Genomic DNA, 15,586 nt, shown 5'->3' with positions numbered 1-15,586 from the left:
CAAAAATGAGTTTCAAATGTTTGTAACTGGAAAACGACAAATGAATCCTTTTATCAGGCCTCATATTAACTATCCTAATTGATGTTAGAGCACATCAAATATCAGATATCGAGTGGTTACATGGGACAATAAAATTATCGCCATCTTGTCGCCATTTCTCAGTTGATTTTGTTGTAAGCTATTGTTTTATAGGTGTTATTTTCACCCTCCGATAAATCCCCCAGTATTATTCAAATCATCACAGGTAGTAAGCGTTTATTTTGGAAAGACTGGGCAGCAGAGCTTACTCATTCTGATTTGTTGTTGTGTGAGGCTTCGGTATCACTGAGTTTTGAGAATATGCCACAGAAAGGGCGTTTCCTATCTCGTGTTTTCAGCTTTCATTTTCAACCTAATCAGGCGATGCTCGAGCTGAGTGAAAAGAACTCGAATGCATCCGATTTGCCTAGTGTGGCAGTAGATCGTAACTTGCAAGACTCTTTGAACGCACTGTTCACGTTTGACCATCAAAGCATGAGTGATACAACACAGCAATTTTGGTTGCAAGGTTTGTATCAACAACTAGCAGAGAAAGGTGTCTGACATCGGTTGTTTACAAGTTCTAACGTCTCTTTCTACCAAAAGCTCAGTCATTACCTTTCTCACTCACCAGACGAGAAACACCCTTTAGAAGATGTTGCAGAACGTTTTGCAATGAGTCGTGCGACGTTAATCCGTAAGCTCAAACTCGAAGGCATGCAGTATCGTGAATTGTTAGCGGAAGTGCGTTTGAGCCATGCATTGTATCTTATGCAAAATGGCCAACAGAATGTCACGATGCTCGCTCAATCTTGTGGTTACCAGTCTGAAGGGCGTTTTAGTCAGCGCTTTAAGTGTAAGTTTGGTCTGTCACCAAGTGAATACATCAGAACTGTCGCCTCAAGGGTATAGAAAGAGAAATACCATCCAGTGAGGTTGCGCGCAAGCTTAGGTTATTGCATCATTTCTTGATTACAGCTCTAATAGGCTGCACATCAAGTGATTGAAATAGCGCAGAACGCTCAATACCAGAGAAGGTAGCCCATGATTGAACTGAATCTAAATAACCTCACCAGTAACTTTCCATTACTAAATAAGCTTATGGCGCTCGAAGAGGTGGTTTGGTTTAACCCAAATGTCACAACACTAGACCAAGGGTTACCTTATGTAGGCTTGGATGAGAAAGACATTCTTGATGCGAGTCTACGTTTACAACGATTCGCCCCTTATCTAGCAAAAGCATTTCCTGAAACTCAAATATCTAATGGCATAATTGAATCTGAGCTTGTTGATATTCCATCGATGAAAACAGCATTGGAGGCACATTATCAATTGCCGATAAAAGGGCGGTTGATGATGAAGAAAGACAGTCACTTGCCCATCTCTGGATCAATCAAAGCCCGTGGCGGTATCTATGAGGTACTGACTCACGCCGAGAAACTCGCGGTTGAAGCTGGGTTGCTGAGTGAAAGCGATGATTACAGCAAACTTTTAGAGCCTGAATTTCGAGACTTCTTTAAACAATACAGCATTGCGGTAGGCTCTACAGGCAACCTAGGTATGTCGATTGGTATTATGAGCGCGAAACTCGGCTTTTCCGTATCGGTTCATATGTCTGCTGATGCGAGAGAGTGGAAGAAGAACAAACTGCGCGAACATGGCGTAAATGTGGTTGAGTATGAGCAAGATTACGGCGTCGCGGTCGAACAAGGACGGAAAGAGGCAGAGCAAGACCTGAGTTGTTTCTTCATTGATGATGAAAACTCGAAAACACTGTTCCTTGGTTATTCCGTTGCTGGAGAAAGGCTGAAGCAGCAATTTGAGCAGCAACAGATTGTCGTCGATAAAGCGCATCCGTTGTTTGTCTACTTACCGTGTGGCGTAGGTGGCGGCCCTGGTGGTGTAGCGTTTGGTTTGAAGATGGCGTTTGGCGACCATGTTCACTGTATCTTTGCAGAGCCGACGCATTCGCCTTGCATGTTATTAGGTGTTCACACCGGGTTACATGACGAGATTGCCGTGCAAGATCTAGGTATTGATAACCTTACAGCAGCTGATGGGTTAGCCGTAGGCCGCGCGTCAGGCTTTGTTGGTAGAGCGATGGAGCGTTTGTTAGATGGTTACTACACATTAACGGATGAGCGCATGTATCAGCTGTTAGGTGAGTTGAATCTAGCAGAAGGTATCAAGCTAGAACCCTCTGCTTTAGCGGGCATGTCGGGGGCGATCCATGTAGAACACAATAGTGAGTATCTGACGAGATTCGGTATCGACGATACGACACTAGCCAACAGCACACATCTCGTTTGGGCTACGGGTGGAGGCATGGTGCCTGAGCAAGAAATGGCAGCGTACCTTGCTAAGTCGTCAGCTTAGTTGCGCAGACCGTTGATTAAAAAATTTACTCCGATGCTCGCCAAGTCATGCTTTTAGATTTGTCAATTGTTCAATTAATACAGTAACTTAAATTGAATTAATAAAATGGCTTGTCGTTAGCCAATAATATTGGTACGTTTTAAAGATGAAATTTAATCCCGCTTCAACTTCAGCTTTCTTCTGGTGGTGCTCTCTCTAGAGCAGCACGGAATACTCACATTCTTACGCTGCTGGAAGGTAGCTAAGAATGTCATCAAGATTGTCCTCTCTTTATATCTCCAGTAGCCTTTTTAACTTGGAGATACTTAATGAAAACAAATCAAAACAATAATAAATCAGAAATTATTCTTACCGGCGACCGCGCGACAGGTCCTTTGCATTTAGGACATTACGTAGGATCTTTAAAACAACGTGTATCTTTACAACATGATCACGACCAAACAATATTGGTTGCCGACATGCAGGGCTTGACTGATAACGCGCATAACCCCGTAAAGGTATCTTCAAATATTCTCAATGTCGTTGCCGATTACTTAGCTGTGGGCATCGATCCAGCTAAAACGACGATTTGCCTTCAATCTCAGCTACCAGCATTGGCTGAACTGACCATGTTTTACAGTAACCTTGTATCTATAGCGCGCTTAGAGCGCAATCCTACGGTCAAAAGTGAAATTCAAAACAAGGCGTTCGGCCGTTCTATTCCTGCAGGCTTTTTTACTTATCCTATATTTCAGGCAGCTGATATTACGGCGTTCAATGCGACGTTAGTCCCGGTTGGTGATGATCAACTGCCAATGATAGAGCAAACAAACGAGATTGTTCGAAAGCTAAACTCACTCGCTGGTAAATCTATTTTGAACGAATGTAAGCCGCTTCTGAGTAATGCATCACGCCTTCCGAGTACGGATGGGAAAAACAAGATGTCTAAGTCGATGGGTAACGCGATTAACCTAGGTGCGACTGAGAAAGAGATTCGAACGGCGGTGAAGTCCATGTATACCGATCCAAACCATTTAAAAATTGAAGATCCTGGCCAAGTGGAAGGGAATATCGTGTTTACGTATCTTGATGCGTTCCATAGTGACGCAAAGTATGTCAGTGAGTTAAAGGATCATTATCGCAGAGGCGGGTTAGGGGACGGAGAAACTAAGAAGGTATTAGAGGAGTGCTTGCAGGAAATGTTAAGGCCGATAAGAGCTCGACGATCTGAATTGTTAGATGACAAATCACAGCTGATTGATATTTTACGCAAAGGTACGCGAGTCTCGAGAGAGAAAACGGAAGCTGTTTTGTTCGACGTAAAGGGCGTGTTTGGTTTGAACATACTCTAAATGACAGGGTGATTTAAAAATCACTCTTGTTACGGTAGTTGTCTCCCGCAGGTGTTCTGACGTGGTTAGTGACCAGTACGTAACTTACTAGCTGGCTCAACAAGGTCGCTTGTTTGATAGAGGCTGGTTACCAGATATCGTGGCTAGTTCAGCTACACAGATTGAAGTAAATAACGATTTAGACACCAATACTTCGGAAGGGAGCTTTCGTATAGATGAGTCTCAACTATCCGAGTTCATCGCTAACCTGACACCAACTTCGTCCAAGTATGAATTTCACTTTACCAGCGGTGACAGCACTTGGGTGTTAAATATAGACGACGATAACATAATCACTTACACACTCAATAAAGCCAAAGGCTAAGTCCCACCTCAACCAACATACTCATGGCCAACAGACCTCATCATTATTTTAATTGCTCCCTTATAATGGGAGCGTTGAATTTTGTGATGGTGAGTTGGCGTTGCTATTTTAAATCAATATCGCCCCTTAATTTCGTAGCAATTTGAAGTATCAAATTTCAGGAAATCATCAAAACTTGATACCCCTTCATATTTTATATCTATTTACTGAGGCTTTTCTAAGTGTAAGTATTTATTGGTTTTTTTGACTTACATTCTCATTTTTCATTTCGTGAAAGGTTATCTTTTGAATCAATATCACATATAAAACCAGGTGCATTTAATCATGCGCCTAATCTATCGTTAAGATGTGGTCTTATTCATTTAGTGAATCTACAAAAGCAAAGTTATAAAGGTGATGTATGCGTGGTACACATTTGCTAATGCTATTCCCAATAGCGTTTACTTCTCAAGCTGCCAATGTCGTGAATTATTCCGATGTCGATCTATCAACCGTTCTAAATCAAAAAAATCAGGGCTTTAGTTTGGTAAATCAACCACTTGGTTACCAAGAAGCAAGTCGAGTTGAGACGGGCAAGACAACACTCTTACGTAAGCAACAGATTCATGACGGGGTGCCGGTTTACGGCCATTCAGTCGTTGTTGTTCTATCCCAACGAGGTATTGCTCAAGCCGTTGATGGAGAAGTGTTAACGGGTATTGAAGCTGATATTGGTTCTACTTTGCCAATGATCAATGCGCAGCAGGCGATTGATATAGCCAAGTCTCAGCATAAAGGCATTGCAGTGATGACAGTGCGCAACCCTAATGCTGCTCTTTTCATTTGGCTTGATGACCAACAACAGGCTCGACTAATCTATAAGGTCGATTTCCTGCAAACCCAAGGTATGGCACCTTCACGCCCAATTACGCTCGTTGATGCAAAATCTGGTGAATTAATTGATCAGTGGGAAGGGATTGCTTTCATTGAAGCGGAAGGCCCTGGTGGTAACCAAAAAAGTGGTCGCTACTACTTTGGCCCAAATACCCAGTATGGTGGATTCCAAGTTAATTCATATTGCCAGATGGACAGTCAAAACGTCGTCACCATGAACATGAATAATCGCCAAGATTACGGTCAGGTTCACCAGTTTGCCTGTAATGGTAACTACGGTAGGAACGTCAACGACTATCGTGCGATTAACGGCGCATATGCGCCAATGAACGATGCTCATTACTTTGGCCAGCGTGTTTTCGACATGTATAAAGAGTGGTTGAACACTCGTCCTATCCAGCAAAAACTAACGATGCGTGTGCACTACGGGTCGAACTACGGTAATGCGTTCTGGGACGGTCAACAGATGACGTTCGGTGATGGCAACCAGTCTATGTATCCATTGGCTACCTGGGATGTGATTGCGCATGAAGTAAGCCATGGCTTTACGGAACAGAACTCTAACCTTGAGTACCGTGGTCAGTCTGGTGGTATGAATGAGTCATTCTCTGATGTGGCAGCAGCAGCTTTAAGTGAATATGTTCATGGCACATTTAACTGGAAAATGGGCGAGCATGTAATGAAATACAGTCCTGCGATGCGCTATTTCATTCAACCTAGCCAAGATGGTATGTCTATCGATCACGTTAACCAATACTACAATGGCATCGATGTCCACCACAGTTCAGGAATCTTCAACAAAGCATTCTACCACTTAGCAACCAGCAACGGTTGGGACATTAAAAAAGCGTTCATGGCTTACGCAACAGCTAACCAACTTTACTGGACGCCAAGATCTAACTTCCAAGCTGGAGCAGATGGAGTTTGTAAGGCAGCGCAAAAGCTAGGTTACGAAGCATCAGCGGTGCGTACTGCATTTAGCCAAGTTGGAATTAATGTTCAAGATTGTGGTTCCGGTCAGCCGAATCCGAACCCTAATCCACCAACACCGGGCATCAAAGCTCTTGAGTTTAATCTGCCTGCACCTGTGCTGAGCAGCGGTAACGATCAGCAGCAATTTGTTCTAAAGAACAGCTCTCAAAGCGATGTTTGGATCCAAACTTACAATGGTTACGGTAACGTTGATTTGTATGTTGCTATTGGTCGCCCTGCATCCTTGAATGATTTTGATTGCTCTTCTACCAACTTGGATAACTACGAGTATTGTGGCTTTGGCGGTATACAAGGGGATGATATCTACGTAATGGTATCTGGCGCACAAGGGGCAACGGACGCTTATGTAGCGGTAAGCAGTCTATTGGAACTGCCTGAACCACAGCCAGAGCCAGAAGGTTCTTGTGTTGATATTCCTGAGTGGAGCTCAAACATTTTCTATCCTGCAGGCGCTACCGTTCAGTATTGGGGTAACCGTTTTACGGCCAACGTTGATAACTGGGGATCAGATCCATTCCAGAGTTACTGGCATTGGACATTTGACGGGATGTGTAACTAAGTAAACCCGTTAATCAAATAGAAAAATCGAATAAAGGGAGTGCTTAAAAGGACTCTCTTTATTCGTTAATAATGAGGTTTAAAGACGCATAAGATGCTTGTGTCACTCTTTTAGCACTAGATTATGAGTGATAAACATTCAGGGCTTTTGTAGAACGGTTTAACTAGGAAGTCGATTATTCATGGAGAGCCATCATATAGGGAAGTAAGTCATCTAGTTCACCTTGTATTAACTGTTAAAAATATCGAGATAACAGTAGATTTCTATCAGAGAGTGTTAGGAATGAAACCTATACAGTTTGGAGAGGGACGCTGGGCATTATCGTTTGGCCACCAAAAGATAAATCCCCATCAACAAGGGAAAGAGATCGAGCCTGAGGCTAAGCATGTCCAAGCCGGGAGTGCGGACTTATGTTTCGTTACCAACACACCCATTGATGAGGTGTTCGATCAAATAACGGGAAAGGTGTGATCATCGAAGAAGGGCCTGTAGAGCGAACGGGTGCGGTGGACAAGATCACCTCAATGTATCTACGAGATCCTGATTGTAACCTAATTGAAGTATCGAATTATTAGAAGGTCGATGTCGGTGGATTGTGCTATCCATAAACCAGCTACTCTATTTAAGCTTAAAGTAACACTCCGTAAAGCAAAGAGTCTATGAGCATTACGTAATTATATACACATCTCGTTACGACAAAACAAGCGTGTAACTGGAACTTATGGTCTAATTTATTTACAATCGAACAATGTATTAATCCAGTCCCAATCGTCATGGTCAGAAAATTAATCACAATAACTATTAGCCTGTTGCTTTTATCCGCTTGTGCGACAACCTGTGAAAATTCAACCGACGAAAACACACCAAGTAATGGAAAAGTGCTAGATAGCAGTGTTAAAGAGGCTGCGGTTAATGAGACGGCAAGTGAAGCACTCATTGAGCTTGTCGCAGATAACGTTAACGACAGCTCCGTTATTACTCCAGAAGACAGTGATATCAATAGCGATGAAGGTTCGGCTTCTCATGAGCTGAGTGAACCTCCTAAAGCGAATGAAAATACCCAAGAGACAGATAAACAAGCCCCTGAGGAGCATGCTAAGGTTCATAGCGAAAAAGGCTTGGGCAACCACATATTCAATAACGGGCCAACGAAGCAAGTCGTCAAATCATTAGAGGGGGTGACAGATGCTTTAAATGTCATGACTTTCGGAATATTTGCTTCAGGAACGCGACCAGCACAATAGCTGGATTTTAAAAATCGCGACTAAAAAATAGGCGAGCTAATGGGTTCGCCTTTTTTGATCCTGAATTTGGTGACTGGCAGTAAATTCGTCATGATTACGTAACGTCTTGTTTCTGCTCACTAACGCAATAAGAGTTGGAGTTGAGTAAGGGGTACGTCAGCGCAGTTCGCTATTTACTTGTTATGGAAGGGAGTCACCGTATTTAACCCTATTGCTCTTGTGATATGTACCAAGGGTTTGAATACTCTCCCAAAGTAAGCATCGAAATCTAATCTTACAAAGACAATGCCTTGTATTCACTCGTGAGCATATTAATATGCCGTTGTGACACAGTCAGTTAGGTTAAATAAGAGTCTAGGGAAGAGATATGAAAAACAAAAGTGTGTTTTTAAGCGTCGCCATGATTATGTTATCGACACAGGCGAGTGCGTCTGATGCTAGCCATGAGGCGGTTTCAGACAGCGTTATCGCAGAACAAAGGGCACAACTGTCCGAAAATACACAAGGCAAAGGTTTTGGTCCGCAGGCACCACGTGATCTAGGTTCATACGAAGGGACTAACGAGCGTCTGTTTTCTGATGCGCCAGATTCATCCGCGATGAACTTATGTAATATTCACTTTCATAAAAATGCAGAGCACAAAGGCGGCGAGTTTACCCAGTATGCAGGTAATGGTGACGGCAAAGGTTTCCAGAGTGGATTCAAATACACAGGTAACCTAAGTGAGGCTGAGCTGAAGCCATTCGGTCAGGATATTTGCCCGAGCGACCATGGTTCACTTCATTCTGGTGATACTATCGAGGTGCATTATGTTTACTCAACCGCACAAGTGGGACCTGGGGAAACATTGGGGGCGTGTTTCAATGATGCGATTACCAACCCTCAGTTGCGTGTAGAAACCCAAGTTTACGTCTTAGTGAACGACGACAATGCGCTCGATTTTGAAGAGCTAGCTAAACACTCTAAAGTGAACGGTTTGCACCAAGCGACCAACATTCCACAAAATACTGGCTCTGCGATTCAATATGCAGGCTCTACTACCGGACCTGGCTACAATGAGCAAGGCTCACCATTCCAAGTAACATGGAGCGTGAGACCACAAGTGGCGAAAGTGAGCATCGCAACAGTTGGTAGCTGGTGTGAGGATAACGATTTTAATGAAGACCACGCACACGGAGTGAGAAACTTAGTCGTAAACCCTAAGTTGCTGTCACCAATCGCGAACTAGTTCAGTTTTTTCAACTGAAGCTAAAATATTAAGAGCGAGCCATACGGTTCGCTTTTTTCGTAATAAAGGCTTTTGAGTGTTGTTCATTGGCGAACGGCTGTCATTAGGTGAATATTCTAATACCAATCACAGCAAGTAAGTGTTCAGGAATAGCGCAGGAAAAAGCTTGAGAACAAGGTAGGATTTTCTGCTAAGTAGTTATTCTACAATCAAAAATCCTAACGAAGTTATCGAGGTTTTTAACAAGCTAGGATGACCAGTTATTTACTACGATTGGTATAAGCTAATAATAAAAGGAAATTTAAACGCCTTGGTACCGTTAGTAAAGAATCGATGAATAGTTCCTTTACTCCCTTTAAGTTCGCATGTTACGTTCAGATAATATTGTGTTGAGCTATGAATAAGAACAAGCCCATGTCGTTTGAAGGTGCGGTTACATTCTTTATTGCCATGTTTATATTTGGCATTACTCCGGGGCCAGGTGTATTTGCGATTTTGGCACGTGGAATGGTCGATGGATGGCGCAAGTGCATTTCCCTGTCGTTAGGTATGATATGCAGTGATCTTATTTATCTAGCGCTTGCTTGTTTTGGCTTGGCAACTATTGCGGAAAACTGGTCATTTGCTTTCGAGATCATTCGTTATGTCGGCGCAGCTTACCTTATTTACCTTGGGTACAAGATGTTCAAGGTCTTACCTGAGGTGCAAGGCTCGGCAGGGCACGCGGCCAAAAAAAGTCAGAAATCAGAACTTACTAGTTTCGCGCAAGGTTTTCTGTTCTCTGAGTCAAACCCTAAAGTGATTCTGTTTTATATTTCTTTCTTACCCACGTTTGTTGATCTGACGGTTTTACGCTCACAAGATATCGTCTTAGTTTCTGTATTAGCTTCTATTGCACTAATGGCTGGATTAATGCTGATTGCAATGGGAGCAGGGCGTATGGTGGCTTTGCTGAAAACCCCGCGCGCGCATAAACGCTTAAATCAAAGCGCTGGTGGAATAATGATTGCTGCAGGCTCATATCTGGCGATTAATCGATAAAAACGACTTGTTAAGCTCGATTATTTAAAAAAGGCGAACCAAATTGGTTCGCCTTTTCGTTAGCTATATGCAGCTTCTATTTGGTCGTTCATGCTTTAGCTCAAATAATTGAATTAGAGTTGATCCGTATATAGTCTCATTCGTCCCACAGTATTATTGATAGAAAGCTTATTCATGACTCTTTTGGGCATTCTAATGCGAGTCAATGTCCTCCGGAAAGGTGTGTAAGGTTCGTGTTGTGAATGTTGAGTGTTAAACAAACGCATTCTTAGCTTTTAGAGAAAGAATAAAAAGCGCGGTATTACCAATGGGCAGTAACGCGCTTTTTTGTATTAGTTGAATGGTTTAATTCAATTTTTCGCAGATCGTATCTGCTGGTGGCAAGTCACGTTTCTTAATCACGTATCGTAAGCGAAGGAGCATCAGAGCTGCTGAAACACTCAAGCCCGTTAGAATGCCAATCCAAAAGCCTTCTTCGCCCATTGCTGGAACCACGTAGTCGGTTAAGCCCAATACCATGCCCATAGGTAACGCTAAGCCCCAGTATGAAGCGATGGCTAAGATCATTGGGATCTTAGTATCTTTATAGCCACGCAGAGCACCATTTGCAGAGGTTTGCAGAGCGTCACTGAATTGGTACATAGCGGTAAAGGTAAGCAATACCGCTGCCGTTGCGCTGATTACTGGGTCTGTCGTGTATAGCCTAATGATTAATTCCGGGAACAGTAGGAACATCGCTACCGAAAGCAACGAGATCAATGCTGCCACCAAAATACCGACTTTACTGCGCTCAATCGCACCAAGTTCGTCTTTTTCACCCAAAGCGTGACCAACACGAATCGTAATGCCAAACGAGATACTCATTGGGATCACGTAAGTCAGGCTCGATATATTGAGAGCGATTTGCGCTGCTGCTACGTTCTCTGCACCAATACGGCCTATCATTAATGCGATAACCGCAAAGATACTGCCACACACAGCGATGTTCATACCGATAGGTAAACCAAGCTTTAGAAGGTGAAGCATCTCTTTTGCTTTTGGCTTCGCGTCTGTAAAGCTAATAATCGTTTTGTAATGATGATGACCCTTAATGTAGGAATACAGCATACCCGACATTAGCCAATACACTAAACTCGTTGCCCAACCACAGCCCACAGCACCCATTTCAGGGAAACCAAACTTACCGTAGATAAGCACGTAGTTGACCGGAATATTAATCAACAAACCAATTACCGAAATGATCATCGGTACTTTGGTGTTGTTCATACCTTCACAGAAGCCATTCAAAGTGTAAAACAGGGCAATACCTGGCACACCAAAGGCTAGGGCAAACGCATAGTCACTGCCGATAGGAATAATCTCTGATGCAACGCCAATCCATTCTAAGATTGGTTTGGCACTTACGAGGTAAGCGATGAGTAGTACGCTGGCAATTATTGCAAGCCATACCATTTGGAAGAACTCGACAGAGATACTTGGGAAATCACGTGCGCCTCGGTGGAAAGCGACTACAGGCGTTAACGCCATAATCACACCACGCAGCAACAGCAACACAGGAATCCATAGGCTAGTGCCAAGTGCAATTGCGGCCAGATCGGCAGGGCTTACTTGGCCAGCCATTGTCGTATCGACAAATCCCATCGCTTGGGTAGCTATTTGAGTCAAAATGATTGGAATCGAAAGATGCATAAGCGCACCCGATTCACGAGTAAAAGGACGAAGTTTTGTTAGCATGGAAGTTCAAAACACCAATATAAACGCACCAGTGAGGGCAGGATGGCCGGTGTGCATTTTAGGATGTGCCCCATTTGGGCGGCGACAATATAAACACCTTACCGTATAGGGTCAAGCATTGGATTTATAGAGTTTCACTTGCTCGGAGGTAAGGATAGGTTGTGATGGTTACTACACGGATTTAATGCGCCCTCGTTATATCTTTAATGTTAATTATTTAATTGTTACCCTTGCATCCGTATGAATGATTAGGTTAACCGTTATGAAATTAAGACTGCTGAGTTTAGTGTTTGCGCTCGTCCTAAGTGGTTGTTCTTTACTTGTGACTGAGAGCTACTTTGGTGAAAGTTGGACCGGGCATCATATAGATAAACTTTTAGATCAGTGGGGAGAACCTTACCAAATTAAGTCTAAAGATGATGGTGTGATTGAGGCAGAATATAGGATCTTCAATGACAGTTGCACCTATACTTTTATTACGGATGAGCAAGGTGTAATTGAATCCTATAAGTATCAAAGTACGTTTTTAGGAACATGTAAACCAATAGGGTAAACAGCCAATAAACACTATGGCGCCAATATCAACTTGGCGCTATCTATCTTGTTCATACCATTACTTCCTAGCTGCAAACCTAACGCTGTCCATCTCGTCTACTGCCACAACGCCAGCAGAAACAAAAAAGACCAATCCCAAGCGTGACTTTTAAAAGTAAGCCAAGAGGGGCTCCACCTTTTGGCGCTTTATTACAACATCCCATAATAGTTTCCTCATTCATCATTGGATTCATTTCATCTTAAACCTTTCCATTACGGTAAGGTCAATGCATTTGTTTACCTCGAATATCAGAAAACTAAAAGGCGAACCGTTTGGTTCGCCTTTTTTATGTTTCGCTGCTTAGCATCGCTACGAATTAATCTTCGTAGTTATCGATGCTTGGGCAAGAACAAATTAGGTTACGGTCGCCGTATACGTTGTCTACACGGTTAACAGTAGGCCAGTACTTCGAGTTCTTCGTTGCTTTCGATGGGAAACAACCAAGTTCACGAGAGTAAGGGCGATCCCATTCTGCGCCAGCTAGGTCAACTTGAGTGTGAGGTGCGTTCACTAGAGGGTTGTTGTCTAGTGGCCATTCACCGTTTTTCACTGCTGCCATTTCATGGCGGATTGCGATCATCGCTTCACAGAAACGGTCTAGCTCTTCTAGGTCTTCAGACTCAGTAGGCTCAACCATTAGCGTGCCAGCAACTGGGAAAGACATAGTAGGCGCGTGGAAACCGAAGTCCATTAGACGTTTGGCAATATCTTCTTCGCTGATGCCTGTCTCTTCTTTTAGCGGACGAATATCGATAATACATTCGTGCGCTACGCGGCCGTTAGTACCACGGTAAAGAACAGGGTAGTGAGGACGTAGTTTTTCCATCACGTAGTTCGCGTTCAGAATCGCTACTTTAGTTGCGTCTGTTAGGCCAGGTTCGCCCATCATTGCGATGTAAGCCCACGAGATAGGTAGGATTGAAGCACTACCTAGATCTGCTGCTGATACCGCGTAGTCAGAACCTTGTACACCGTTTTCGATGTGACCCGGTAGGAAAGGTGCTAGGTGCGATTTAACGCCGATAGGACCCATACCCGGACCGCCACCACCGTGTGGAATACAGAATGTTTTGTGTAGGTTCAAGTGAGATACGTCTGAACCGATGAAGCCAGGTGAAGTTAGACCTACTTGAGCGTTCATGTTCGCGCCGTCTAGGTAAACCTGACCGCCCGCTGCGTGTACTTGTTCACACACTTCTTTCACTTGCTCTTCGTATACGCCGTGCGTAGAAGGGTAAGTGATCATGATGCTTGATAGGTTGTCTTTGTGTTTCTCGATTTTCGCTTCTAGGTCTGTCATGTCGATGTTGCCATCTTCATCACACTTAACAACCACTACCTTCATTGAAACCATTGATGCTGTAGCAGGGTTAGTACCGTGCGCTGAGCTTGGAATCAGACAAACGTTACGGTGAGCTTCACCGCGGCTTGCGTGGTAACGTTGAATCGCGATTAGGCCTGCGTATTCACCAGATGCACCAGAGTTAGGCTGTAGTGAGAAATCGTCGTAACCGGTGATTTCACATAGCTTCTCTTTAAGATCTTTCGCTAGCGCTGTGTAACCCGCCGCTTGCTCTAGAGGAGCGAATGGGTGAATTGAACCAAACTCAGGCCATGTTACTGGGATCATCTCAGCAGCAGCGTTCAGCTTCATCGTACAGCTGCCCAGTGGGATCATGCCGTGCGTTAGTGAGAAGTCTTTGTTCTCAAGCTGTTTCAGGTAACGCATCATTTGCGTTTCGCTGTGGTGCGTGTTGAATACTGGGTGAGTAAGGAACTCAGATTCACGACGGCAGCTTTCTGGAATTGCTGCAAACTCGTTTGATGCAATGGCAGAAGAAAGTGCTTGAACGTCTTCTTTCACGTCGAAGACAGCGAATAGGGCATTCACATCATCTTCAGTAGTTGTTTCGTCTAAACTGATACCGATCTTACCTGGAAGTAGACGTAAGTTAATGTCTGCTGCTTGCGCTTTCGCATACAGTGCATCTGTCTTCTCGTCAGAGTTGATTGTGATGGTATCGAAGAAGCTGTTGTTCGTTAGCTCGTAACCCGCTTTAGTCAGGCCGGCTGCTAGGATAGCTGTCATGTGGTGTGTACGACGAGCAATAGTACGTAGGCCTTCTGCACCGTGGTAAACCGCGTAGAAAGACGCCATGTTTGCTAGCAGAGCTTGAGCTGTACAGATGTTCGATGTCGCTTTCTCGCGGCGGATATGTTGCTCACGAGTTTGCATTGCCATACGTAATGCTTGGTTACCGTGCGTATCGATAGAAACACCGATTACACGACCTGGCATTGTTCGCTTGTGCTTTTCACGAGTACCCATGAATGCAGCGTGCGGACCGCCGTAACCCATAGGAACACCGAAACGTTGTGCTGAACCGATAACTACGTCTGCGCCCATTTCGCCCGCAGGCTTAAGTAAAGCAGAAGCAAGTAAGTCAGTAGCAACTGTAACTAGTGTTTTGTTAGCTTGAGCTTTCGCAATGATGTCTGTTAGATCACGAACTTCGCCTGTTGTGCCAGGGTATTGAACTAACGCACCAAATACGTCTTGCTCTGGAAGTGTTTCAAGAGCACCAACCATTACTTCAAAACCGATGTACTCAGCACGCGTTTTAACAACTTCTAGTGTTTGAGGGTGAACATCGTCAGCAACGAAGAATACTTTGCTCTTGCTTTTACCAGCTCGCTTACACAGTGTCATTGCTTCGCCGGCCGCTGTCGCTTCATCAAGAAGAGACGCATTAGCGATTTCCATACCCGTCAGATCCATGACCATTTGTTGGTAGTTAAGCAGAGACTCAAGGCGACCTTGAGAAATCTCTGGTTGGTATGGTGTGTAAGCTGTGTACCAGCCTGGGTTCTCTAAAACGTTACGTAGAATAACGTTTGGAGTGAATGTGTTGTAGTAGCCCTGGCCAATGAAAGTACGTTTCATTTGGTTTAGGTTAGCGATCTCTTTAAGAGAGGTCAGCATGTCCTTTTCGCTCAGTGGTGCAGCAAGTGTCATTGGTTTTTCAAGACGGATTTGTGCAGGAACCGTTTCGTCGATCAGTGCGTCTAGGCTAGTCGCGTTGATCGCCTCAAGCATTTTTTGCTGGTCTGCTTTATTTGGGCCGTTATGACGAGCGACAAACTCGTTTTGTGTACCCAAGTCTTTCAGTAATTGGCTTTGAAGTAATTCAGTCATGATATCGTTCTACTTTCTCTCTGGAGCCGTGAGC

13 protein-coding genes are annotated in these 15,586 nt (G+C 43.9%); 11 read left to right on the top strand and 2 right to left on the bottom strand.

Features of this window, described 5'->3' with window-relative positions:
• Window positions 1-192: 192 nt before the first annotated feature.
• The 10 genes from ACTRWI_RS10000 (at window position 193) to ACTRWI_RS09955 (ending at window position 10,027) form a co-directional block, all read left to right on the top strand.
• Complete coding sequence (locus ACTRWI_RS10000) at window positions 193-582, top strand: hypothetical protein (RefSeq protein ID WP_499130975.1); 390 nt, start codon at window positions 193-195, stop codon at window positions 580-582.
• Window positions 583-588: 6 nt separating this feature from the next.
• Window positions 589-930, top strand: a complete 342-nt coding sequence (locus tag ACTRWI_RS09995) for a helix-turn-helix transcriptional regulator (protein ID WP_499130973.1) — start codon at window positions 589-591, stop codon at window positions 928-930.
• A gap of 132 nt (window positions 931-1,062) precedes the next feature.
• Complete coding sequence (dsdA, locus tag ACTRWI_RS09990) at window positions 1,063-2,394, top strand: D-serine ammonia-lyase (RefSeq protein ID WP_499130970.1); 1,332 nt, start codon at window positions 1,063-1,065, stop codon at window positions 2,392-2,394.
• A 308-nt stretch (window positions 2,395-2,702) separates the two neighbouring features.
• Window positions 2,703-3,725: a tryptophan--tRNA ligase gene (gene trpS / locus ACTRWI_RS09985; RefSeq protein WP_499130968.1), complete on the top strand. Its 1,023-nt coding sequence runs from the start codon at window positions 2,703-2,705 to the stop codon at window positions 3,723-3,725.
• Window positions 3,726-3,816: 91 nt separating this feature from the next.
• Window positions 3,817-4,089: a YbbD-related protein gene (locus ACTRWI_RS09980; RefSeq protein ID WP_499130980.1), complete on the top strand. Its 273-nt coding sequence runs from the start codon at window positions 3,817-3,819 to the stop codon at window positions 4,087-4,089.
• A gap of 400 nt (window positions 4,090-4,489) precedes the next feature.
• On the top strand, window positions 4,490-6,514 hold the full coding sequence (locus tag ACTRWI_RS09975; protein WP_499130966.1) for a M4 family metallopeptidase: 2,025 nt from the start codon (window positions 4,490-4,492) through the stop codon (window positions 6,512-6,514).
• A gap of 273 nt (window positions 6,515-6,787) precedes the next feature.
• On the top strand, window positions 6,788-6,985 hold the full coding sequence (locus ACTRWI_RS09970; RefSeq protein WP_499130963.1) for a VOC family protein: 198 nt from the start codon (window positions 6,788-6,790) through the stop codon (window positions 6,983-6,985).
• 302 nt (window positions 6,986-7,287) lie between these two features.
• Window positions 7,288-7,758 (top strand): hypothetical protein, encoded by a 471-nt coding sequence (locus tag ACTRWI_RS09965; RefSeq protein WP_499130961.1) that lies wholly within the window; start codon window positions 7,288-7,290, stop codon window positions 7,756-7,758.
• Window positions 7,759-8,125: 367 nt separating this feature from the next.
• Entirely contained in the window at window positions 8,126-8,986 is an 861-nt protein-coding gene (locus ACTRWI_RS09960; protein WP_499130960.1) for a delta-class carbonic anhydrase, read from the top strand.
• A gap of 396 nt (window positions 8,987-9,382) precedes the next feature.
• Window positions 9,383-10,027 (top strand): LysE family translocator, encoded by a 645-nt coding sequence (locus ACTRWI_RS09955; RefSeq protein WP_499130958.1) that lies wholly within the window; start codon window positions 9,383-9,385, stop codon window positions 10,025-10,027.
• Between the two features lie 345 nt (window positions 10,028-10,372).
• On the opposite strand, the gene ACTRWI_RS09950 is transcribed toward ACTRWI_RS09955, so the two are convergent.
• The gene (locus ACTRWI_RS09950) at window positions 10,373-11,761 is read right to left on the bottom strand and encodes an MATE family efflux transporter (RefSeq protein WP_499130956.1); all 1,389 of its coding nucleotides are present in this window, start codon (window positions 11,759-11,761) and stop codon (window positions 10,373-10,375) included.
• Window positions 11,762-12,023: 262 nt separating this feature from the next.
• Here ACTRWI_RS09950 and ACTRWI_RS09945 point away from each other — a divergent pair, with 262 nt between their 5' ends.
• Window positions 12,024-12,314: a hypothetical protein gene (locus ACTRWI_RS09945; protein WP_499130955.1), complete on the top strand. Its 291-nt coding sequence runs from the start codon at window positions 12,024-12,026 to the stop codon at window positions 12,312-12,314.
• Between the two features lie 358 nt (window positions 12,315-12,672).
• On the opposite strand, the gene gcvP is transcribed toward ACTRWI_RS09945, so the two are convergent.
• Window positions 12,673-15,552: an aminomethyl-transferring glycine dehydrogenase gene (gene gcvP / locus ACTRWI_RS09940; RefSeq protein ID WP_499130954.1), complete on the bottom strand. Its 2,880-nt coding sequence runs from the start codon at window positions 15,550-15,552 to the stop codon at window positions 12,673-12,675.
• Between the last annotated feature and the right edge of the window lie 34 nt (window positions 15,553-15,586).

It is taken from the genome of Pseudoalteromonas sp. G5_S1_14_S5 (assembly GCF_054968605.1).
Note: the sequence above shows the minus strand (reverse complement) of the source record. Positions and strands in the feature narration are given on the sequence as shown.